This is a genomic window from Stenotrophomonas sp. STEN038 (genome assembly GCF_056759895.1).
In genome coordinates, this window is record NZ_JBRRDW010000002.1 from 29,493 (window position 1) to 51,002 (window position 21,510).

Sequence of the window (21,510 nt, forward strand, 5' to 3'; positions counted from 1 at the left end):
CCCCTGCAACCGTCCACCGGTTGCCATCCATCCTCGGCTATCGTCAGCGGTCACTCCTTGGCGAGCACCCCGATGACTGATCCGCAGTGGAAGCCTGAAACCATCGCCGTGCACGGCGGCTATTCCCCCGATCCGACCACGCGCGCCGTCGCGGTGCCGATCTACCAGACCGTTGCCTACGCCTTCGACGACACCCAGCACGGCGCCGATCTGTTCGACCTCAAGGTGCAGGGCAACATCTATACCCGCATCATGAACCCGACCACCGATGTGCTGGAGAAGCGCATCGCTGCATTGGAAGGCGGCATCGGTGCGTTGGCGCTGGCCTCGGGCCAGGCCGCCATCACCTACGCCATCCAGACCATTGCCGAGGCCGGCGACAACATCCTCGCTTCCAGCGCGTTGTATGGCGGCACCTACAACCTGTTCGCGCATACGCTGCCGCAGTTCGGTATCCAGACCCGCTTTGCCGACTACCGCGATCCGCAGGCGTTTGCTGCCTTGATCGACGAACGCACCAAGGCGGTGTTCGTCGAATCCATCGGTAACCCGCGCGGCAACATCACCGACATCGAAGCCATCGCCAGGATCGCCCACGCCCACGGCGTGCCGGTGATCGTCGACAACACCGTCGCCACGCCGTACCTGCAGCGTTCCTTCGATTTCGGCGCGGATATCGTGGTGCACTCCTTGACCAAGTATCTCGGCGGCCATGGCACCAGCCTTGGCGGCGCCATCGTCGATTCCGGTCGTTTCCCGTGGGCCGAGCACAAGGAGCGCTTCCCGCGCCTCAATGCGCCGGACGTGAGTTACCACGGCGTGGTCTATACCGAGGCACTTGGCCCGGCGGCGTTCATTGGCCGTGCGCGGGTGGTGCCGTTGCGCAACATGGGCGCAGCGATTTCACCGTTCAACGCGTTCCAGATCCTGCAGGGTATCGAGACGCTGGCGCTGCGTATGGACCGGATCAACAGCAACACGCTGGCGGTGGCCAACTACCTGCAGAAGCACGCGAAAGTGGCGTGGGTGAATTACGCCGCGCTGCCGGACCATCCGGAGCATGCGTTGGTACAGAAGTATCTGCGCGGGCATGGGTCGGGTGTGCTGACCTTCGGTTTGCCGGGTGGGCGGGAGGCTGGGGCGCGCTTCCTGGATGCGCTGCAGCTGTTCACGCGTCTGGTCAATCTTGGGGATGCCAAGTCGCTGGCTACGCATCCGGCGTCCACCACGCATCGGCAGTTGGATGCGGCGGAGTTGGAGAAGGCAGGGGTGACGCTGGATACCGTGCGTCTGTCGGTGGGCATCGAACATATCGATGACCTGCTGGCGGATCTGGAGCAGGCTTTGGCTGGGGCTTGATAGGCAGATCAAGAGCTTTGAAGGCAGATCAAGAGCTGCCCTCACCCCAACCCCTCTCCCGCAGGCGGGAGAGGGGCTCGGATCGCGCCGGCTGCTAGTGCACCGGCCCGCTCCCGCATGCGGGAGAGGGGCTGGCATTGCTGGCGCTCGTAGTGCATTAGCCCCTCTCCCGCCTGCGGGAGAGGGGTTGGGGTGAGGGCAGCTTTCAGCTTTTACCAGGCAACCGTAAACCGCTCACCAACATGCTTCGGCGCGTCCAGCTCATCCACCACCGCCACCGCCAGATCCGCAGCACTGATCGTGCCCGGGCCATCGCCGGTGCTCAGCGGTGTCTCGCCGCCGACCCGGTACTTACCGGTGCGCTCGGTCGCGCTGCCCGGATGGAATGCAACCGGCGGGCTCAGCTGGGTCCACTCCAACGACGTCTCATTGCGCAGCTCGGTCAGCGCATCACGGGCCGCGCTGGCGCCGGGATAGATCGCAGCCGGGAAGTTCGGTGAATCCACCAGCTGGGTGCCATCCGGCGCATACAGGCTGCCGGCGCCGCCGATCACGATGTAACGCTTCACGCCTGCGGCCTTGGTGCCGGCGACGATCGCGCGGGTGCCGCGCAGGAACTCGTTGTACAGATCCGGGTTGGCCCAGCCGGCGTTATAGGCGCTGATCACCGCATCGGTACCGGTAACGGCAGCCTGCACTTCATCGGCATTGAGCACATCAGCCTTGATCACCTGCAGCTGCGGTCGGGCTTCCAGCTTGGCCGGGTCGCGGACCAGCGCGGTCACGTCATGGCCGCGGGCCAGCAGTTCGTCGAGTACGGCCTTGCCGACAAAGCCGGTGGCACCGATCAGGGCAACTTTCATGGGAACGTCCTTGGGGTGGGGAATGAGGCCAGTGTCCGCCGATAGCCGGGGCAGTGGCAGTCGCAAAAAATCACAACCACCTTGAAGCTGTGCTTCACAATGGAGGGACGGAGGTGTCCCATGGATAGCGTCAAACGGATGGCCTTGTTTGCCCAGGTGGTGCGGCACGGTTCGATGAGTGCGGCGGCGCGGGCGCTGGGCATGAGTACATCGGCGGTGAGTCAGCAGGTGCGCGCCTTGGAGCAGGACGCGGGAGTGGCCTTGCTGCACCGTTCGACGCGGCGCTTGGCACTGACCGATGTAGGCAGTCGCTACTACGCCGCCTGCGCGCGCCTGCTGGATGCAGCAGGCGAGGCCGAGGCAGAGCTCTCGGCGGCCCGGCAGGCACCCAGCGGTGAGCTGCGGCTGTCAGCGCCGTTGGGCATGGCAGCGCATATCGGGCCGGCCCTGGGTGTTTGGTTGCAGGACAACCCGCAGCTGCGTCTGCACCTGTTCTTCGACGATGGCTGGACCGACCTGTTGCAGGCACGCATCGATGTGGCGCTGCGCTTCGGCCAGTTGCCGGACAGCGACTGGATGGCGCAGCGCCTGGGCAGCCTGCAACGCTGGCCGTGCGCGGCACCGGCATGGCTGCAGCGGCATGGATTGCCTGACGATCCGCTGCAGATACCGGCGGCCGAATGGCTGGGGATGCCACAGGTACCGGGCTTGGTCTGGCGGCGCCGCGAAAACAGCGAGGAGCGGCTGGTGCCCGCGCACCCGCGCATCGCCAGCCAGAACCAACCAGCGGTGCTGCGCCTGTGCGAGGCGGGACTGGGCGTGGCGGTGCTGACCTGCCTGGATGCCTCGCCGCTATTGGAAGCAGGCAGCCTGCAGCGCTTGCTGCCGGAATGGGAGGTGCCGCCACTGCCGGCCTGGGCGGTTACTCCGCATCGGCAGACCCAGCCCGCCAAGGTGCGCCAGGCCATCGACCTGCTGCAGGATTACCTGGCGCGCGTGCCGGGCGAGCCGGCAGCGACTGCGCAAGATCGGAACCGCGCGAGCTGAGCGGCGGCGTTGCAATGGCATCACCTTCCATGGAGACATCGCAATGAAAGCCAATGCCGCGCAGTTGCCACGCCTGGACCGGGTCATCGCCTGCCTGCAGCAAAGCATCGATGTTGGCGGGCCGTTGCCGGATCTGGATGCGCTGGCTGCCATTGCCCATTACTCGCCGTTCCACTTCCATCGTGTGTATCGCGCGCTGACCGGCGAAACCATCGGCCGCACCGTGCAGCGGCTGCGCGTGGTCAAGGCCTTGCAGCGCTTGGCGCGCAGCGATGCCAGTGTTACCGAGATCGCCTTGCTGGCCGGCTACGACACGCCGCAGGCCTTGGCGCGGGTGCTGCGCGAGACCGTGGATGCTAGTGCCAGCGAGTTGCGCGCTGATCCACAGCGGTTGGCGGCAAACATTGAACACTTGTCACGGCCGCTGCCATTGGCTGAAAAGACCGCGCAGCTGAGCGTGGAAGTCATCACCCTCGAGCCCTTCGAAGTGGTGGCATTGCGTGCGCGGGGTGCCTTCGATGATCTGGATCAGGTGTTTGGCGAGCTGTTCGGCTGGGCCGCGGAGGAGGGCCTGATCGAGCAGTTGCAACGGCTGATCGGCTTGCCGCTGGGCGATCACCGCGAACTGCCGGCCGTGGAACTGTTGTTCGACTGCGCACTGGCATTCGATGCGGAGCTGCCGGCGCTGCCGGCATCACTGCAGTGCGTGGTTCTTGGCGGCGGCCGCATGGCGCGGCTGCGCCACGTCGGCAGTTACGCGCTGCTGGAAGACGCCACCGATCAACTGCTGTGTGATTGGTTGCCAGGCAGCGGCCACGCCCTACGCGATGCACCGCTGCATTACCACTTCCTGGACGACCCCGAAGAGGTACCCGAGGCCATCCTGCGCGCCGATATTTACGTGCCGCTGACCGCAGGCTGAGGCATGCCCGGGCGCAGGCTGCGGTAGGGCGGGGTGGACATGATCATCTCCGCCAGCGAATAGGCCAGCTCGCGCTCGGCCATTACCGTGCCATCGGCGCCGTGGTCGAGCAGATGCTTGACCTCGGCATCGCTGTGGGCGCGGGCGAGCAGGGTCAGGTTGGGGTTGATCGCGCGCAGCTTGGCCAGCACTTCGCCTGACTCCAGTGGCTGTGGGATCGCCAGCACTGCAATCGTCGCGCGCTCTGGATGCGCTTCGGCCAACACCTTGTCCGAGGCAGCACTGCCACGAATGCCGGGAATGCCTGCGGCGTGTGCGCGTTCCACGTGCTCGCGGTTGTCATCGATCACCAGCACCGGCACACCGCGGTCGCGGAGTACCTGCGCCAGCTCGCTGCCAACCCGGCCATAGCCAACCACGATGGCGTGGTCCTGCAGGTCCAGCGACGGGCCCGGCGGGATTTCCGGTGCTTCCGGTACCGGCGTGGTTTCCTTGTGGCGTGCCTGCCAGCGGTCGAGCAGGCCGAATACCACCGGGTTGAGCATGATCGACACCAGTGCACCGGCCAGTACCAGCGATTGCCCGGTTGGCGGCAAGATCTTCAGCGCCACGCCGAGGCCGGCGATGATGAAAGCGAACTCGCCGATCTGCGCCAGCGAGGCGGAAATGGTCAGCGCGGTGCTCTTGGAATGGCCGAAGGCGCGCACGATGAAGAAGGCCGCAGCCGACTTGCCGAACATGATGATCAACACCGTCGCCAGCACCTGCCAGGGGTGCTCGACGATGATCATCGGGTTGAACAGCATGCCGACCGAGACGAAGAACAGCACCGCGAACGCATCGCGCAGCGGCAGCGAATCGTGTGCCGCCTTATGGCTGAGCTCGGATTCGTTGAGCATCATGCCGGCGAAGAACGCCCCCAGCGCGAACGACACGCCGAACAAGGCGGCCGCGCCGAACGCCACGCCCAGGGCAATGGCCAGCACGCACAGGGTGAACAGTTCGCGCGAGCCGGTGCCGGCCACTTTCTCCAGCACCCACGGGATCACCCGGCGGCCGACCACCAGCATCACCGCCACGAACAGGCCCAGCTGCACGAAGGTCCAGCCAATCGAGGCCAGCAGCCCGCCGATGGACAACTCCTTGCCTGTTGCGTCAGGGCCGAATACGTCGGCGATCACCGGCATCATCACCAGTGCCAGCACACAGGCCAGGTCTTCGACGATCAACCAGCCGACCGCGATCTTGCCGCGCTTGGTTTCCAGCAGGCGACGTTCTTCCATTGCCCGCAGCAGCACCACGGTGGACGCAGTGGCCAGCGAGAAGCCGAAGATCACGCCGTGCAGCACCGGCCAGCCCATCAGCGTGGCCACGCCCCAGCCGAGCAGGGTGGCGACCAGGATCTGGCCGATCGCGCCGGGGATGGCGATGGCCTTGACCGCCATCAGGTCCTTCAGCGAGAAGTGCAGGCCGACGCCGAACATCAGCAGCATCACGCCGATCTCGGCCAACTGGTTGGCCAGCGCCTGGTCGGCGACAAAGCCCGGGGTGAACGGCCCTACGATGACACCGGCAACGAGATAGCCCACCAGCGGCGACAGCCGCAGTTTGTTGGCCAGGGCGCCAAGCACGAAGGCCAGGCCCAAACCGATGGCAATCATGTTGATCAGGGCGGTGTCATGGTGCATCAGGGCTCGCTGGGTCGGGTGGGGGATGCCTCGATTCTAAAGGTGCTACCGGTGTACATGCGGCTAAATGCCGGAAATATCCGATATTTTTTTGGAATTGAGGGTTGCGATGGCCCCCATGAAGGCCGCTCGCGCTGTGCCTTTCATGCCGCACGAGTGGCCTGCCATGGCTTCCTGGCCAGCACCGTCACGGCCGCCAACGCGGCGAACAGCCAGCCGCTCCAGATGATTCCGCTTATCCCCAGGGCGCCGATGAGGCTGCCGCCCAGCGCGGCGCCCAGCACCACACCGAGATTGGCGGCGGAAACATACAGGCTTGTTGCGAACTCGGGTGCCTCGGGCGCGGCCGAGCTCATCCACATCTGGCTGACGATCAATCCGCTGGCGTGGGCTGCACCCCACAGCAGGCAGATCGGCAGCATGCCGGCCAGCGCCGGTGAGGCGAAGCGCAGCAGTAGCGCATAGGCCGCCGCCAGCAGCAGCGGGTAGGCCAGCACGGTCCAGCCGAGCTGGCGGTCCAGGGCGCGGCCTGCCAGCAGATTGCCGAGTACGCCGCCCACACCGAAGACGCCGAGCAGCAGGCTGATCGCCTCGCCGTCCAGCTGGGCTTGGCGGGCAAGGTATTCGGCCGCATAGCTGTAGACCGAGAACATCGCGGCGAACACGCATACCGCGGTCGCGATCGACAGCCACACCTTGCTCCGCCGCAGCATGGCCAGCGGATTGCCGGTCGTCGTCCGCGTAGCTCCACGCCCGTCAGGCAGCGTGATCCACAGGCCGATGGCGGCGGCCAGATTCACTGCCGCGCAGAACAGGAACGGGGCCTCATAGGACAAGGTTGCTCCGACCCAACTTGCCACCGGCACGCCCAGCACCAAGCCCAATGTGGTGCCGGAGAAGGCCAGCGCAGTGGCATGCGCCGCCCGTTGTGGCGGGTAGAGCGCGATAGCAGAGGCAAAGGCCATCGAGAAAAACACCGGGTGCAGCAGGGCAGAGGGCACGCGCAGGGCCATCAGTACCGCGAAGCTGGGTGCCCAGGCTGACAGCAGGCTGCACAGGCTGAAGACCAGCAAGGACGCCACCAGCACCTTGCGGCGGTCGAAGCGACCAAACCACAGCACCAGCGCAGGCCCGCACAATGCAACCACCGCTGCGAACAGCGCGACCAGCCAACCGGCCTGGGCGACGCTGATGCCATGGCGCTGGACGATGGCAGGCAGGATGCCGACCACGCTGAACTCGACGGCATACAGCCCGAACAGCCCCAAGGCGATGAAGAACAGCGCGCTGGACCTGTTCATGGCTGCGCCCCGCTGCGGCCGCCCAGCGTCGCCTTGGCAGCACCGGCCGAAGCATCGGTGGCTGCAAACCCATGGCGTCTGGCGAGCCAGACCACCACCAGCGTTGCCAGCAACAGCACCAGCAGGACCGGGGCGAAGGCAGCAACGCCCCAGCGGCCGAGCACCGCGCCGCCGATGATGCCGCCGCCGGCGATTGCCGCGTTCCAGGCCGTGACCAGCATGGATTGAGCGACATCGGCGGCGTCGCCGGCAGTCTTTGCCAGCGCTGTCTGGAACAGGGTTGCGGCGCCGCCGAAGGCAACACCCCAGACCGCCACTGCGGCATAGACCACAAACGGCGCCTCACTGGCCAGCCCGAGTGCGAGTGCTGCTGCGCCGAACAGTACGGTGCTGGCAAGCGTCAACGCGCGCAGGTGCTGGTCGACCAACATGCCGACGATCCAGATGCCCAGCAGCGAGGTCATGCCGAATACCAGCAGCACCAGGTCGGTGCGCTCGCCCATGCCGGCCGCGCTCAGGAATGGCGCGATGTAGGTGTAAAGAATGTTGTGGGCCAGCACGAAGCCCAGCACCACGAACAGCACTGGGCGCACACCGGCAATCGAGAACACCTGCCGCAGCGGCAGCTGCCGGCTTGCGGACTGACCTGCGAAGTCCGGCACCTTGAACCGCACCCACAGCATCAGCGCCAACGCCAACAGGCTCATCGTGCCAAAGCAGATGCGCCAGCCCAGTAGATTGCCGAACAAGGTGCCGGCCGGTACGCCCAGCGACAGGGCCAGTGGCGTGCCCACCATCGCGATGGCGATTGCCTTGCCTTGTTGATACGCCGGAACCATGCGCGCTGCATAGCCTGCCAGCAAGGCCCACAGCAGACCGGCGGAAACACCGGCGAGAAAGCGGGCCAGCATCGTCAGCGTGTAGCTGCTGGAGAAGGTGGTGACCGTATTGGCAATGGCGAAGCCAGCTATTGCCGGCAGCAGCAGCGGGCGACGGCGTACACCTTGGGTGGCGCTGGTCAGTGGAATCGCCGCCAGCAGCGAGCCGATCGCGTAGATCGTCACGGTCTGTCCTATCCATGCTTCGGACACACCGAGGCCATGCGCCATCTGCGGGAGCAAGCCAGCTGGCAAGGCTTCGGTGAGGATGGTGATGAAGCCAGCCATGGCCAATGCGAGCAGTGCACCAAGGGGCAAACGTTCAGAGGCTGCGGCGCGCATCAGTGCAGCTCCACTGCAGCGTAAACCGCATCGCGCAGGTCGGTGACGAAGCGACCGGACATGCCTTCGTACAGCGTATTGGTGAAGGCGACCACGCTGAGGCCCTGTGCCCGGTCCACGAACCAGGAATGGCCGTAGGCACCGCCCCAGCGCCAGGTGCCCGGCGATTCCGGTGTGGCGGCAAGCACTGGATCGCGCAACACAGAAAAACCCAGGCCGAAACCGAAGCCCGGTGCGCTGGGCAGTTCCAGACCGTTGGTCTGGTCACGCCCCATCTCAGCGATCAGCTCGGCGGGCAGCAGGCCATTGCCGCCGACGCGCAGCGTTTCCAGCAGACGCAGCAGATCGCCGGCGCTGCCGGCCATGCCCGCGCCAGCCGAGGGAAACGCCTGCGCATCGAAGATGCGCGCCGGGCTGTAGCGGATGGCGATGGCGCCATCGAAAGGCGACACAATCTCGCCCTCGCTGAGCAGGTGGGGCTGCGGAGCATCGCTTACATAGGCGCTCGCCACGCGCTGGGGATCGCGGGCGACGAAGCCGGTATCGCTCATTCCCAACGGATCGGTCAGCAGTTGCTGCACAGCCTGCTGCAGCGGCGTGCCGTGGATGCGTTCGATCAAGGCACCCAGCACATCGGTCGCCAGCGAATAGCCCCAGGCGCTGCCGGGTTGGTAGAGCAGCGGCACTCTGGCGATGCGACACAGGTTTTCCTGCAGGCTGATGGCGGAGGCATCCATGCCGTCGGAGACGCCGGCCCGGGCATACGGACCGTCCGCGTCCGCTTCGAAAAAGCGGTATCCCAGGCCGGCGGTGTGGCTGAGCAGTTGCCGTGCGCTGATCCGTGCTGGGCGACCGTCGGCCAAGCGTGGCTGGAACTCCGGCAGCCAGTGTTCGATGCCTGCGTCCAGGTCGAGCTTGCCCTGTGCCACCAACACCATGGCCGCGGTGGAGACGATGGGCTTGCTGACCGACGCCAGCCGGAACAAGGTATTCACACTCATCGGGCGCGCGCTTGCGCGGTCGGCGAGGCCGCTGGCCTGGCGGTGGATCAATTTGCCGTCTCGGGCGACCAGCACCACCGCGCCGACCAGGCGCTGTTCGTCCAGTGCCTGCTGCACGACGGTCTGGATGGGGGCCAGAACCGGGTCAGGCGTGACAGTTGAGGGTTGGGGAAATGCGGCGATCGTCATGGCAGCTGGCTCGCTTGAATGGGCAGGCCGTGACGATAGAAATCCGTTGATTGAAGAAAAAGTAGGCTGCAGTTCCGTGATGCGCGGAATAAAATGTCCGCAATCAAGCGGAAGGCGGATCATGGACAGCCTCAACGGCTTCGTGGTGTTTGTGCAGGTGGCTGAAACGCGCAGCTTCGTCGCGGCCGGGCGTGAGCTCGGGGTGTCGGCCTCGGCGATCGGCAAGAGTGTGGCGCGGCTGGAAGAGAAGCTTGGTGTGCGCCTGTTCCACCGCAGCACCCGCAGCGTGACCCTCACCGCCGAAGGCACGCTGTTTCTGGAACGCAGCCGCCGCATCCTGGCCGAGATTGACGCCGCCGAGCTGGAACTGTCGCAGGCCAGCGCGGCGCCACGCGGACGCCTGCGGGTGAGCCTGCCCTTGGTCAGTTCGCTGGTGCTACCGGTGCTCGGGGAGTTCATGCGCGCCTATCCGCAGATCGAGCTGGACCTGGACTTCACCGACCGCATGGTCGATGTCATCGAGGAGGGCTTCGATGCGGTGGTGCGTACCGGTGAACCGGCCGACTCTCGGTTGTCGGCGCGTCGTCTGGGCAGCTTCCATATGCGGCTGGTGGCTTCGCCGGACTATCTGGCGCGCTGCGGCGAGCCGCAGACGCCAGCCGATCTCGAGCAGCACAGCTGCCTGCACTATCGCTTTCCCAACAGCGGCAAGCTGGAAACCTGGGCGCTGCGGCGCGAGCCGGGCGAGGCCGAGCTGCAACTGCCGACCTCGATGATCTGCAACAACATCGAGACGCGCGTGTGCTTCGCGCTGCGCGGGCTGGGGATTGCCTATCTGCCGGACTTCGCCATCCGCGAACCGCTGGCTGCTGGCTTGCTGCAGCCGATCCTGGTCGATCAGGTGGGTGGAGCCGGTGTTTTCAATGTGTTGTGGCCGGCCAGCAAGTACCCGTCGCCGAAGGTGCGGGCACTGGTGGATTTCCTCTGCGCGAAGGTGTTTCCGGAAGCTGCCTGAGGCAGTGCTTGCGCTGCATCGTGGCCGGGCAACGGCAATCCAGTGCAAAGAAAAATGCCCCAGTTTCCCAGGGCATCTTCCTTTCACGACGTCGAACCGGTTTTACCAGGTGTAGCTGATACGGCCGTAGACGTAGGCGCCGTTGAAGCCATACGGGGAGTAGTTGCTGTACGGCAGCATGCCCCAGGTCGAGTTCTGCAGATCGGCGGTGCGGTCCGGGTACTGGTCCAGCAGGTTGTCCGCACCCAGGGTCAGCTTCCAGTTTTCGCTGGGCTTGAAGCTGGCCGACGCATCCACCACCCAGCTGGCATCGTAGGTCTGGTCGCGGGCAGCGGTGGCCGAGTTGCGCACGGTGAAGCTGCCGTAACGGGTGGCCGACAGGCCCAGTTCCCAGCGGTCCGAGCGCCAAGTGCCGCTGACGATGGCCTTGTCACGCGGGAAGCTGTCCTCGATGCGGCCGATTTCGTCACGACCAATCAGCGACTGGGTGATGCCCAGGCTGCCGAACACCGCTGGCGAAGCGATGAACTTCTTCACCTCGGTCTCGTTGTAGCTGTAGGCAGCGGTCAGTTCCAGGCTGCTGGCAGCAAACGGGATGGTGTAGCTGGACACCGCATCGACACCGCGGGTGCGGGTGTCCACGCCATTGGTGAAGTAGGAGAACGCGGTGACCTGCGGCAACCCCAGACCGGCCAACAGCGCGTTGGCGGCGGCATTGGTGGTGATGTTGGTGGACAGCACGATGCGGTCATCGATGTCGATCTGGTAGGCATCGACGGTCAAATACAGACGCTCGACCGGCTGCAGTACCAGGCCGACGCTGTAGGAGGTGGAGCTTTCCGCCTTCAGCGGTGCTGCACCCAGCGCCTGTGCGGCAGCGCTGGTGGTCGGGAAGGTGCCGCGGTCGACGAAGCTGCCGTTGATGATGGTGCTGGTGACTGCCTGGTAGCTCTGCTGGGCCAGCGACGGTGCGCGGAAACCACTGGATGCGGTAGCGCGCAGCGCAACCTTGTCGGTGAAGGCGTAGCGCGCCGACAACTTGCCGGAGAACTTGTCGCCGAAGTCCGAGTAGTCCTCGTAGCGACCGGTCAGGCCGGCGGAGAACTTGTCGGTCAGGTCGGCTTCGAGCCCGGCATAGACAGCGTAGTTGTGGCGGTCGTTGTGCACTTCGTTGGTCGGGGTGAAACCACCGAAGCCCTGCGCGCCGCTGCCGGTATAGGAGTTCAGCTCACCAGCGTTCTGCTCCCACTTCTCACGGCGGTACTCACCACCGAAGGACAGCGTGACCGGGTAGGCCAGGCCCCAATCCAGCGACTTGGTGATGTCGGCGTTGAAGATGTCCTGTTGGTACTTCAGCGTACCGTCGTAGAACGAGGTCGGGCTGTTCACGCCCAGGCTGTAGTTGATGCTGTTGCGGGTGTGGAAATCCAGGGTGTTTTCACCGTGGTTGACGCTCACGTCCCAGGTCCAGCCGCTCTCGGTGTTGCCCTTGACGCCGGCTACCAGCGAGCGGTCCTTGGAGTACTGGTTGATCTGCGGCACGAAGCCGTCCGGGTAGGTCTGCGCCAGCAGCGCGGTCTGGCCGCTGTGGTTGGGCGAGCGGTAGAACGCGAACGAGGTGATGTCGCGGTTGCTCAGCAGGGCGCTGGCGTAGGCGCTGACGTTGTCGCTGAAGTTGAAGCTGGCGTTGGCCGAGGCAGCAGTGGCATCCACGCGCGGATCGCCGACCACGAAGGTCTTTTCACCGATGGACGGGAAGTTGCCGGTGTTCGGGGTGGTGCCCTGGTAGGGGCCGGCACGGTTGCTCTCGTCCTGCTGGCTGACCTGGCCGGCGAAATGCACGCTGCCACGGCCATCGGCGAAGCTGATGCCGGTATCGCCGGAGAGCTGGTACTTGTTGCCGTCACCGGCCGAGTACTGGCCGTAATCCACGGCCAGGCTGCCGCCCTTGCCGCTGCCCTTGAGCACGATGTTGACCACGCCGGCGATGGCGTCTGAGCCGTACTGCGCCGAAGCGCCGTCACGCAGCACTTCCACGCGCTCGATGGCGGCGATCGGAATGGCATTGATGTCCACCGCCGAAGAACCGCGGCCGATGCTGCCGTTGACGTTGATCATCGCCGAAGTGTGGCGGCGCTTGCCGTTGACCAGCACCAGCACCTGATCAGGCGAGAGCCCGCGCAGCTGCGCCGGGCGGATGCCGCTGGTGCCGTCGGTCAGGGCCGGGCGCGGGAAGTTCAGCGAGGGCAGGGCGCGCGACAGCGCGGTGGCCAACTCGCCGGTGCCGGTGGACTGCAGGGCTTCCGGGGTGATGATGTCGATTGGCGACTGCGATTCGGCCACGGTGCGGTCGGCGACGCGGGTACCGGTGACGATCACTGTATCCAGGGTATTGGCGGCGGTCTGGGCGAAAGCGGGGAGGGCCGGCGCGCCAAGCGCGATGGCAATGGCGACGGCGAGGGTGCTGGACTTGCGGTTCATCAGGTTGCAGCTCCGGTATTGAGTGGCGGCATCGGCGGTGCGTGGGGTTCGCGGCTGTTGCGGTGCGCCATCAACGAATTAATGGAATTTTTACCTCGTGTCAAACCGGACGGTTCAGCTAAATTGTTGCTTTTGAAAGCTTTTTCAGTTCAGCAAGGGCGATTTGGCTATGCGAGTACTTGGCTCTTGTCAGGCAACGCCGTTCAGGCGCGTGCGATAACAGGGCGTGAGTCAAGTATTGGTTAACGTTAGAATTACGTCGCAGGAATGCTGCTCACATGCTCATTCCTTTTCGTTATAACGGACCCATTCATGATTTCCCTTCGTAATTTCGCCCTTCGCCGGGGCGAGCGCCTGCTGTTGTCCAACGTAGACCTCACCCTGCATGCCGGCTATCGCGTAGGCGTGGTGGGCCGTAATGGCGCAGGTAAATCCAGCCTGTTTGCCGCCGTGCGCGGTGAACTGGAAGCCGACAAGGGCGATGTGTCGCTGCCTGGCAAGATCCGCATCGCCGACGTCGCCCAGGAAACCCCGGCGCTGCCCGACCGCGCCATTGACTACGTGCTCGGTGGTGACGATGTGGTCGCCGCGGTGCTGGCCGAAGAAGCCGCTGCCGCTGCGCGCGAGGACTGGGAAGCCGTAGCCAACGCGCACCAGAAGATGGCCGAGCTCAATGCCTATGACGCCGAAGCGCGCGCTGGCAAGCTGCTGCACGGCCTGGGGTTCCCGGCCGATACGCATGAGCGCCCGGTGTCTGCATTCTCCGGTGGTTGGCGTGCGCGCTTGAACCTTGCCCGCGCGCTGATGATGCCAAGCGATCTGCTGCTGCTCGACGAACCGACCAACCACTTGGATCTGGACGCCGTGTACTGGCTGGAACAGTGGTTGCTGAAGTACCCGGGCACGCTGCTGCTGATCTCGCATGACCGCGAGTTCCTGGACAACGTCGCCACCCACACGCTGCATCTGCACAGCGGCACTGCCAAGCTCTACCCGGGTGGTTACACCGACTTCGAGCGTCAGCGTGCCGAGCACCTGCGCCAGCAGCAGATCACGCATGAGAAGGAACAGGCCGAGCGCGCGCACCTGCAGAGCTTCATCGATCGCTTCAAGGCACAGGCCAGCAAGGCCACCCAGGCGCAGAGCCGGATGAAGCGCCTGGCCAAGATGGCCGGCACCGAAGCGGTGCGCGCCGAGCGCGAGTTCCGCATCGAATTCTCGCCGCCGGCCAAGCTGCCGTTCTCGCTGATCCGCCTCAACGACGTCACTGCGGGCTACGGCCCGGATGCGGTGATCCTGGACAACGTCGGCTTCGGTCTGGAAGCCGGCCAGCGTGTCGGTCTGCTCGGCCCGAACGGTGCCGGTAAGACCACGCTGGTGAAATCGCTGGTCGGTGACCTGGAGTTGCTGGCCGGTGACCGCATGGCCCATCCGGACCTGCAGATTGGTTACTTCGCGCAGCACACGGTGGAGTCGCTGCACGCCGGCATGACGCCGATGGACCACTTCCGCGAGATCGCACCGGATGGCGTCAACCAGTCGTTCCGCGACTTCCTGGGCAAGTGGAACTTCCCCGGTGATCGCGCGTTCGAGACAGTGGATGGTTTCTCCGGTGGCGAGCGTGCGCGTCTGGCGCTGGCCCTGATCGCTTGGCAGCAGCCGAACGTGCTGCTGCTCGACGAACCGACCAATCACCTTGATCTGGAAATGCGTGAGGCCCTGGCCGAAGCGTTGTCGCTGTTTGAAGGCGCGATCGTGATGGTCTCGCATGACCGTCATCTGATCGGTCTGGTCTGCGATACGTTCTGGCGTGTGGCCGACGGTGTGGTCGAGCCGTTTGCCGGCGATCTGGACGAGTACGCGCAGTGGCTGCGTACCCGTGCCAGCGCGCAGGGTGCACGCACCAAGAGTGACCGCCAGGAAAAGCCTGCCGCCGCCGCACCGGTTGCACAGGTGGCTCCAGCCAAGCCGGCCTCGAACAAGAAGCCGGTCAACCCGCACAAGCTGGAAGCGGCCGAGAAGAAGGTCGAGCAGTTGGGTGCATCGCTGGCTGAGGTGGATGCGCAGCTCGCCGATTCGGCCAATTATGCCGATGCCGCGAAGATGGCCAAGTTGGGCAGCGAGCGTGAAGTGCTGGCGCAGCAGCTGGAGCAGGCTGAAGCGACGTGGATGGAGATGCTGGAGGACTGAGCGTCGCAGGCCGCGAAGCGATGCCACTGTAGAGCCGAGCCATGCTCGGGCGGGGGCTTTACCGGTGACGCTCCTGCCGAGCATGGCTCGGCACTACAGATGACGCCCCTGCCGAGCATGGCCCGGCACTACAGGTGATGCCTTTGCCGAGCATGGCTCGGCACTACAGGTGATGCCTTTGCCGAGCATGGCTCGGCACTACAGGTGATGCGCTTGCCGAGCATGGCTCGGCACTACAGGTCCAATTGTCCCTGCGCCTGCAGCCACTGCCGGAAGCGTCGCAGCGGTTCGCGCTCCTGCCGGGAGCGCAATCGCGTCAGCCAATACCTGCCCAACGACAAGGTCTGCGCGAATGGCTGCAACAACCGGCCCTCGGCCAGGTCCTGCTCGAACATGCGCAGCGGCAGCAGCGCCACGCCAGCACCTGCGGCCGCCGCACTGGCCAAGGTCAGCGACGAATCGAACACCGCACCACGCGCTTCCACACCGCTGACGCCGGCCAGCTGCAGCCAGCGCGGCCATTCGTCGTTGCGGTAGGAACGCAGCAGCGGCACGTTGCCAAGATCACGCGGCTTCCGCAGTTTTCGCGCCACCGCCGGCGCGCACAGTGGCGCGAACGGGGTATCGACGATTGGCGTGCAGTCCTGCCCCTGCCAGTCACCATCACCAAAACGGATCGCCAGATCCAATCCTTCACCGGCCAGATCGATACGGTTGTTGTGGGTCTGCACACGCAGCTCGATATCCGGATGTGCGGCCTCGAACTCGGGCAGGCGCGGCAGCAGCCAACCGGTCGCAAACGTGCCGACCACGCCCACGGTCAGCACTTCGCGGAAGCGCCCGCCGGTGAAGCGGTCCAGTGCGATCGCGATGCGGTCGAAGCTCTCGGTCAGCACCGGATACAGCGCCGCACCCTCGTCGGTCAGGGCCACACCGCGCGGCAGCCGATGGAACAGGCTGACCTGCAGGCGGTCCTCCAATCCACGGATCTGGTGACTCAGCGCGGCCTGGCTGACGCAAAGCTCCAACGCGGCGCGAGTGAAGTTCAGATGGCGTGCGGCGGCTTCGAAGGCGCGCAGGGCGTTGAGCGGCAGCTGGGGTCGGATCATGGCGGAGTCATGACGAAACTTGATGGTCGGCGGCATTATTCCGTGTCTAGTGGTCGAATTTCCGTAAGAGGTGCAAATTTAACTAATGGCAGGCGATGATTATTCGCGATGGTCCAAGGCGACAGTGGTTGGCAAGATCAGCCCTATCAGCCCCAAGGAGAGTCCCAATGCTTGCCCGTCGTCAGTTCCTCACCCTTGGCGGTGCCGCCTTGGCCAGTGCATTGATCCCTGCCGCATGGGCACGTGCTGGTAGCGCCGATGCGGCGCCAACTCCGGCGGCAGTCAGTGACGCCGACTTCGCCGCACTTGAGAAAGCCAGCGGCGGTCGCCTGGGAGTCTGCCTCTGGAACCCGGCCAGCGGGGCCCGCCATGGGCATCGCATGGACGAGCGTTTTCCGATGTGCAGCACGGTCAAATTTCCGCTGTCTGCAGCGGTTCTGCACTGTGTCGATGCAGGCCAGGTGTCGCTGGACCAGCGTGTGCCGGTGCAGCAGGCGGATATCATCGACCACTCGCCGTTCACCGAACGCCACGTCGGCAAGAGCATGACCGTGCGTGACCTGTGCCGGGCGACGATGATCGTCAGCGACAACGCGGCGGCGAACCTGTTGCTGCCGCTGGTTGGCGGTCCGGCCGGGCTTACCGCCTTCCTGCGTGCGCACGGTGACCGGGTCACCGTGAGTGCGCGCAACGAGCCCGAGCTCAACCGTTTTGCCGCCGGTGACCCGCGCGATACCACCAGCCCGGCGGCGATGGCCGGCAATCTGCAGCGTTTCCTGCTGGGCGACGTGCTCAACGAAGCATCGCGACAGCAGCTGGCCGACTGGCTGATCGACAACCAGACCGGCGACGCGCGCCTGCGCGCTGGCCTGCCACGTGGCTGGCGGGTGGGCGACAAGACCGGCAGCAACGGCAGCGACACCAGCAACGATATCGCCGCGCTGTGGCCGCTGGCCTCTGGTACGCCATGGTTGCTGGTCAGCTACCTGCAGGGTTCTGCACTGGATGATGACGGCAGGAATGGCATCCTGCGTCAGGTAGGGGAGCTGGCAGGCGCTCGCCTGCGCTGACGGCTCCACTGTTGGCGCAGCGGTGACCGGTGGGCGTGACCCCGCGTAACCGGTCCACAGGAACCAGGCGTCATGAGCAAGGAAGTAATCTATCTGTTGTTGATTTTCGCGTTGCTGGTCATTCCGCGCGCGTTGCAACGTTTCAATATCCCCGCGCCATTGACCTGCCTGGTGTTTGGTATCAGCGCGATGCTGTGGCTGGGGGACGGATCGCACGATCCGGTGGTCAACCTGCTGGCAACCCTGGGCATCTCCTCGCTGTTCCTGTTTGCCGGCCTGGAAGTGGACCTGGCCGATTTGCGCAGGGGCATGTGGCCGCTGCTGACCCATCTGGTGATCCGTAGCGCCACACTCACCGGTGTCGCCTGGTTGGCATGGCACTACGCCGGGCTGCCCTGGCAGGCGGCAGCCTTGCTGGCGCTGGCACTGCTGACGCCCTCCACCGGCTTCATCATGGATTCGCTATCCCAGCTTGGACTGGATGATGCCGAGCGGTTCTGGGTCAGCAGCAAGGCCATTGCCGGCGAGTTGTTGGCGCTGGCTGCCTTGTTCGTGGTGCTGCAGGCAGGCGATCCGGTGCATATGGCACTGTCGAGCATGGCCTTGCTGGCGATGATGGTGGGCCTGCCGTTGTTGTTCATCGGACTGGGCCGCTGGGTGGCGCCGCATGCACCCGGCTCGGAATTCTCGCTGCTGGTGATGGTCGGCATGCTGGCCGCCTACATCACCTATGCGCTGGGCGTGTACTACCTGGTAGGTGCGTTCATCGCTGGTCTGGTCGCGCGCCTGTTGCAGCAGCGCATGCCATCGCTGGCCTCGCATGAAAACCTGCATGCGCTGCGCCTGTTTGCATCGTTCTTCGTACCTTTCTATTTCTTCAACTCGGGTACCAAGGTGCCAGCGGAAGCCTTGAGCTTCGAAGCACTGGGCTTGGGCTTGCTGATCACCCTGGTGGTGCTGCCGTTGCGCATCGCGGTGATCTGGCTGCAGCGGCGTGTGATGTTCGGCGAGAGCTTCCGTACCAGCCTGCGGGTAGCGCTTGCCTTGTCGCCAACCTTGATCTTCACCCTGGTGCTGGCGGCGATCATGCGCGAACGCTTCGCTATCTCGCCGGTGCTGTTCGGTGCACTGCTGTTGTATGCGGCGCTGACAACACTGTTGCCATCGCTGGTTTTCCGGCGGCCGATGGATGTGGATCCGCTCAGCAACGAGAGTGCTGAAGCCGCCGATCCCAATGTCGTAAGAGAAGATGTGGTTGATGCGGGTGATGCGATTCCGGATTCGTCATCCACACCCGGCTCTTACGTACCGGAGCGTTGAGCGGCGCTTATCATCCCCGAGGCAAAGCTGGCTTCGCTAATGTGGCGGGCGGCTGCTACAGGGGGTGTCGGTGGATCGGGATAGTTGGCAACAGGTGCGCGAGCTGTTTGACGCAGTGTGTGAACTGCATCCGTCGCAATGGCGGAGTGAGCTTGCGCGCCTGAGCGCTGATCCAGCCGTCATCGCCGAAACACTGGAGCTGCTCGAAGCGCAGACCAGCGAGCTCGGTCGTGCCCTCGATCCAATGCAGCAGTTGATCGTCGCTGCGATTCCTTCCGAACTGAGCGAAGGTGATGTCATCGGGCCTTGGCGGCTATACGAACGGCTGGCCAGTGGCGGCATGGGCATTGTGTTCCGCGCCGAGCGCGCTGATGGTCTGTACGCGCAGGAGGTGGCGATCAAAGTCCTGCAGGGCAAGCCCAGTGCACGCGTGGCTGAGCGTCTGGCCGCAGAGCGGCGCATCCTGGCCAGCCTGCAGCATCCCAATATCGCGCGCCTCTACGACGGCGGCACCACGCCGGGCGGGCATCCGTATCTGGTGATGGAGTACGTACGTGGCGAGCCGCTGGACGTTTACTGCGCGCGCCGCCAGCTTGACCTGCGCCAGCGCCTGCAGCTGTTCCTGAAGGTGTGCAGCGCGGTGCAGGCCGCACATGCGCGGCTGGTACTGCATTGCGACCTGAAGCCCTCCAACATACTGGTGCGCGAGGAGGGTGAGCCGGTGCTGCTCGACTTCGGCGTGTCGCGGCTGTTGGGTGACGAGGCCAATGATCCGGGCGCGCAGTTCTTCACCCCAGCCTACGCCGCGCCAGAGCTGCAGTCAGGACTGGCGGTGGGGGTGAGTAGTGATGTCTTCAGTCTGGCTGCGGTATTGAGCGAGCTGCTGGCGGGTAGGGGCGCCAGGCGCGGTGCAAACGACAGTGGGAGTGCGGTGGCTGCTCCCAGTCGGGTCGCCCAGGCCGACTGCCGTTGGCTGCGTGCGCTGCGCGGCGATCTGGATGTGATCGTGTTACGCGCCGGTGCATTGCCAGCTGAGCAGCGCTATCCGTCGGTGGAGGCGATGGCGGCCGACCTGCAGCGTTATCTGCAGCATCGGCCTGTGCAGGCACGCAACGGTGGCCGGCTCTATCGCAGTGGACGCTGGCTGCGGCGCAATTGGAAGGGGGCGGCGCTGCTGTTGCTGGCGCTGCTGCTTGCAGCCTGGTTTGTGTGGCGTCTGGCGGCCGAACGCGCAGCCGCGGAGCGCGAGGCCAAGATCGCCGAGCAGGTCAGTGGCTTCCTGGTGGAAATGTTCCAGGCGGCCGACCCGCGCGAGAAAGGCATGCGGGGCGGTGAGGACATCAGTGCCCGCGAGGTGCTGGACCGGGCCGCGTCGCGTATCGACGAGGAGCTGGATGCATCGCCGGAAGTACAGGCGCGCTTGAAAGGCGTGATTGGCCTGGCCTACCGCAATGCCGGCGATCTGCGACGGTCTGATCCGCTGATGTTGCAGGCTGCTGAAGCGCTGGCTGCCGCTGGTGGCAAAAAGAACCTGGACGAGGCCGCGCGCCTGTTCAACCTGTTGGCAGGTACCTATTCCAACAACCGCAACGGCGTGGAAGGCGCGAAAATGGCGCGACGGGCGCTGGCGCTGCTGGGCAAGCAGCCGGCGGACAGCTTCCGCGTTGCCCAGTCCTACAACTCATTGGGGCTGTCGTTGTTGTCCGAGCAGCGCTATGACGATGCCGAGGCTGCGTTCAAGCAGGCGCTGCAGCGCCACCAGGCCGGCAAGCGCGAGCAGTACATCGGCGTGACATTGGACAACCTGGGCATGATGTACCGGCGCAAGGGCGACCTGGTCGCGTCGGCTGCAGCGTTCGACCAATCCACGCCGATGTTCCTGCGCAGTCTGGGGGAAATGTCCTATGACTACTGGGCCAGCAATACCGAGCGCAGCTTGATGGTGATGGACCGCGGTGATCTGGATGCGGCCATCGCCGCGTTCGAGGCCAACCTGGCGCGTGCGCCAAAGATCTTCGGTCAGCGCAGCGTCTATGTGGTCAGCGAGAACAACCGATTGGCGTTGGCACTGATACGCAAGGGCGAATACGCGCGCGCACGGCCTTATGTTGAAACCGCGCTGCAGCTGTCGGCGGAGGTGCTGGGCAAGGACAGTTACAACTATTCAGTCGTCACCGAGACCGCCGCGCAGCTTGCGCAGGCGCAAGGTGAGTCCGCCGCCGCCGAAACCAGTTACCGCGAGGCGTTGGCGGTACGCATGGCGGCAATTGGCAGCGATCATCCAGACAGCCTGGATCTGGAGCTGCAGCTCGGCTTGTTGCTTGCCGCCCAGGGCAATGCTGAAGGCGATGCAATGGTGCAGCGGGCGCATGATCTGTGGCTGCCGCGTATTCCAGCTGGCAGCGCGAATGGTATTCGCCTGCAGCAGGGCTGGGCCGAATGGCTGATCGCCAAGCAGCGACTGGACGAGGCCGCGCAGACGTTGGATGCCGTGCAGCCGCTGCTGCTCGATGGGCCTTATGCGGTGGTACGCCAGCAGGTACTGCGCGCGCGTTTGGCCGAGCATCGCGGCAATCACGGCGATGCCGTGCGGTATTGGCAGGCCGCCGTCGCCGCTGCCGAGCCCTTGTACGGCAAGGCATCGGCGGTGACCTTGCAGTGGCGCGGTGCCTTGCAGGCGGCGCGAGATCATGTTCAAGGCAGCGGCGCGTTGCCTTGAACTGGCGCGTAGGCGA

General features: G+C 65.1%; 15 protein-coding genes. 8 read left to right on the forward strand and 7 right to left on the reverse strand.

What is annotated here, in order from left to right; all coding sequences use genetic code 11:
- Positions 1 to 72 precede the first annotated feature (72 nt).
- Positions 73 to 1,359, forward strand: a complete 1,287-nt coding sequence (locus ACVOLS_RS01130) for an O-acetylhomoserine aminocarboxypropyltransferase/cysteine synthase family protein (protein WP_481544102.1) — start codon at positions 73 to 75, stop codon at positions 1,357 to 1,359.
- A gap of 212 nt (positions 1,360 to 1,571) precedes the next feature.
- On the opposite strand, the gene ACVOLS_RS01135 is transcribed toward ACVOLS_RS01130, so the two are convergent.
- Positions 1,572 to 2,222 carry an NAD(P)-dependent oxidoreductase gene (locus ACVOLS_RS01135; RefSeq protein ID WP_481544103.1) on the reverse strand — a complete coding sequence of 217 codons (651 nt, stop codon included), beginning with the start codon at positions 2,220 to 2,222 and terminating at the stop codon, positions 1,572 to 1,574.
- Positions 2,223 to 2,342: 120 nt separating this feature from the next.
- On the opposite strand from ACVOLS_RS01135, the gene ACVOLS_RS01140 reads away from it, so the two are divergent.
- Both ACVOLS_RS01140 and ACVOLS_RS01145 read left to right on the forward strand, forming a co-directional pair.
- Positions 2,343 to 3,269: a LysR family transcriptional regulator gene (locus ACVOLS_RS01140; RefSeq protein WP_481544104.1), complete on the forward strand. Its 927-nt coding sequence runs from the start codon at positions 2,343 to 2,345 to the stop codon at positions 3,267 to 3,269.
- 43 nt (positions 3,270 to 3,312) lie between these two features.
- A complete protein-coding gene (locus ACVOLS_RS01145; protein WP_481544105.1) occupies positions 3,313 to 4,191 on the forward strand; it encodes an AraC family transcriptional regulator in 879 nt (292 codons plus the stop codon).
- On the opposite strand, the gene ybaL is transcribed toward ACVOLS_RS01145, so the two are convergent.
- From ybaL to ACVOLS_RS01165, 4 genes are all read right to left on the reverse strand, one after another.
- The gene (gene ybaL / locus ACVOLS_RS01150) at positions 4,167 to 5,879 is read right to left on the reverse strand and encodes a YbaL family putative K(+) efflux transporter (RefSeq protein ID WP_481544106.1); all 1,713 of its coding nucleotides are present in this window, start codon (positions 5,877 to 5,879) and stop codon (positions 4,167 to 4,169) included. The two genes, ACVOLS_RS01145 and ybaL, sit on opposite strands and share 25 nt — an antisense overlap.
- Positions 5,880 to 6,022: 143 nt before the next feature.
- Complete coding sequence (locus tag ACVOLS_RS01155; RefSeq protein WP_481544107.1) at positions 6,023 to 7,180, reverse strand: MFS transporter; 1,158 nt, start codon at positions 7,178 to 7,180, stop codon at positions 6,023 to 6,025.
- Positions 7,177 to 8,400, reverse strand: coding sequence for an MFS transporter (locus ACVOLS_RS01160; RefSeq protein WP_481544108.1), 1,224 nt, complete (start codon positions 8,398 to 8,400; stop codon positions 7,177 to 7,179). Before ACVOLS_RS01160 ends, ACVOLS_RS01155 begins: the two co-directional genes overlap by 4 nt.
- Positions 8,400 to 9,590, reverse strand: a complete 1,191-nt coding sequence (locus tag ACVOLS_RS01165; protein WP_481544109.1) for a serine hydrolase domain-containing protein — start codon at positions 9,588 to 9,590, stop codon at positions 8,400 to 8,402. The genes ACVOLS_RS01160 and ACVOLS_RS01165 overlap by 1 nt, the downstream gene beginning before the upstream one ends.
- Positions 9,591 to 9,711: 121 nt before the next feature.
- Between ACVOLS_RS01165 and ACVOLS_RS01170 the strand changes: the two genes are divergently transcribed.
- Positions 9,712 to 10,605 carry a LysR family transcriptional regulator gene (locus ACVOLS_RS01170; RefSeq protein WP_481544110.1) on the forward strand — a complete coding sequence of 298 codons (894 nt, stop codon included), beginning with the start codon at positions 9,712 to 9,714 and terminating at the stop codon, positions 10,603 to 10,605.
- 102 nt (positions 10,606 to 10,707) lie between these two features.
- On the opposite strand, the gene ACVOLS_RS01175 is transcribed toward ACVOLS_RS01170, so the two are convergent.
- Positions 10,708 to 13,086: a TonB-dependent receptor plug domain-containing protein gene (locus ACVOLS_RS01175; protein WP_481544111.1), complete on the reverse strand. Its 2,379-nt coding sequence runs from the start codon at positions 13,084 to 13,086 to the stop codon at positions 10,708 to 10,710.
- A 312-nt stretch (positions 13,087 to 13,398) separates the two neighbouring features.
- On the opposite strand from ACVOLS_RS01175, the gene ACVOLS_RS01180 reads away from it, so the two are divergent.
- Entirely contained in the window at positions 13,399 to 15,276 is a 1,878-nt protein-coding gene (locus tag ACVOLS_RS01180; protein WP_481544112.1) for an ABC-F family ATP-binding cassette domain-containing protein, read from the forward strand.
- Between the two features lie 233 nt (positions 15,277 to 15,509).
- Here ACVOLS_RS01180 and ACVOLS_RS01185 read toward each other — a convergent pair whose 3' ends face one another.
- Positions 15,510 to 16,385 (reverse strand): LysR family transcriptional regulator, encoded by an 876-nt coding sequence (locus ACVOLS_RS01185; protein ID WP_481544113.1) that lies wholly within the window; start codon positions 16,383 to 16,385, stop codon positions 15,510 to 15,512.
- 167 nt (positions 16,386 to 16,552) lie between these two features.
- Between ACVOLS_RS01185 and blaCESS the strand changes: the two genes are divergently transcribed.
- The 3 genes from blaCESS (at position 16,553) to ACVOLS_RS01200 (ending at position 21,494) form a co-directional block, all read left to right on the forward strand.
- On the forward strand, positions 16,553 to 17,455 hold the full coding sequence (gene blaCESS, locus ACVOLS_RS01190) for a CESS family extended-spectrum class A beta-lactamase (protein ID WP_481544114.1): 903 nt from the start codon (positions 16,553 to 16,555) through the stop codon (positions 17,453 to 17,455).
- Positions 17,456 to 17,527: 72 nt separating this feature from the next.
- The gene (locus tag ACVOLS_RS01195; RefSeq protein ID WP_481544115.1) at positions 17,528 to 18,775 is read left to right on the forward strand and encodes a cation:proton antiporter; all 1,248 of its coding nucleotides are present in this window, start codon (positions 17,528 to 17,530) and stop codon (positions 18,773 to 18,775) included.
- A gap of 70 nt (positions 18,776 to 18,845) precedes the next feature.
- Positions 18,846 to 21,494, forward strand: a complete 2,649-nt coding sequence (locus ACVOLS_RS01200; RefSeq protein WP_481544116.1) for a serine/threonine-protein kinase — start codon at positions 18,846 to 18,848, stop codon at positions 21,492 to 21,494.
- The last annotated feature ends 16 nt before the right edge of the window (positions 21,495 to 21,510 follow it).

Bases quoted from the DNA above. Each gene is read 5' to 3' on its own strand.
- ACVOLS_RS01160 (WP_481544108.1), bottom strand. From the start codon at position 8,400: ATGCGCGCCGCAGCCTCTGAACGTTTGCCCCTTGGTGCACTGCTCGCA.
- ACVOLS_RS01165 (WP_481544109.1), bottom strand. From the start codon at position 9,590: ATGACGATCGCCGCATTTCCCCAACCCTCAACTGTCACGCCTGACCCG.
- ACVOLS_RS01175 (WP_481544111.1), bottom strand. From the start codon at position 13,086: ATGAACCGCAAGTCCAGCACCCTCGCCGTCGCCATTGCCATCGCGCTT.
- ACVOLS_RS01140 (WP_481544104.1), top strand. From the start codon at position 2,343: ATGGATAGCGTCAAACGGATGGCCTTGTTTGCCCAGGTGGTGCGGCAC.
- ACVOLS_RS01195 (WP_481544115.1), top strand. From the start codon at position 17,528: ATGAGCAAGGAAGTAATCTATCTGTTGTTGATTTTCGCGTTGCTGGTC.
- ACVOLS_RS01145 (WP_481544105.1), top strand. From the start codon at position 3,313: ATGAAAGCCAATGCCGCGCAGTTGCCACGCCTGGACCGGGTCATCGCC.
- ACVOLS_RS01185 (WP_481544113.1), bottom strand. From the start codon at position 16,385: ATGATCCGACCCCAGCTGCCGCTCAACGCCCTGCGCGCCTTCGAAGCC.
- ACVOLS_RS01130 (WP_481544102.1), top strand. From the start codon at position 73: ATGACTGATCCGCAGTGGAAGCCTGAAACCATCGCCGTGCACGGCGGC.
- ACVOLS_RS01135 (WP_481544103.1), bottom strand. From the start codon at position 2,222: ATGAAAGTTGCCCTGATCGGTGCCACCGGCTTTGTCGGCAAGGCCGTA.
- ACVOLS_RS01155 (WP_481544107.1), bottom strand. From the start codon at position 7,180: ATGAACAGGTCCAGCGCGCTGTTCTTCATCGCCTTGGGGCTGTTCGGG.
- blaCESS (WP_481544114.1), top strand. From the start codon at position 16,553: ATGCTTGCCCGTCGTCAGTTCCTCACCCTTGGCGGTGCCGCCTTGGCC.
- ACVOLS_RS01170 (WP_481544110.1), top strand. From the start codon at position 9,712: ATGGACAGCCTCAACGGCTTCGTGGTGTTTGTGCAGGTGGCTGAAACG.
- ybaL (WP_481544106.1), bottom strand. From the start codon at position 5,879: ATGCACCATGACACCGCCCTGATCAACATGATTGCCATCGGTTTGGGC.
- ACVOLS_RS01180 (WP_481544112.1), top strand. From the start codon at position 13,399: ATGATTTCCCTTCGTAATTTCGCCCTTCGCCGGGGCGAGCGCCTGCTG.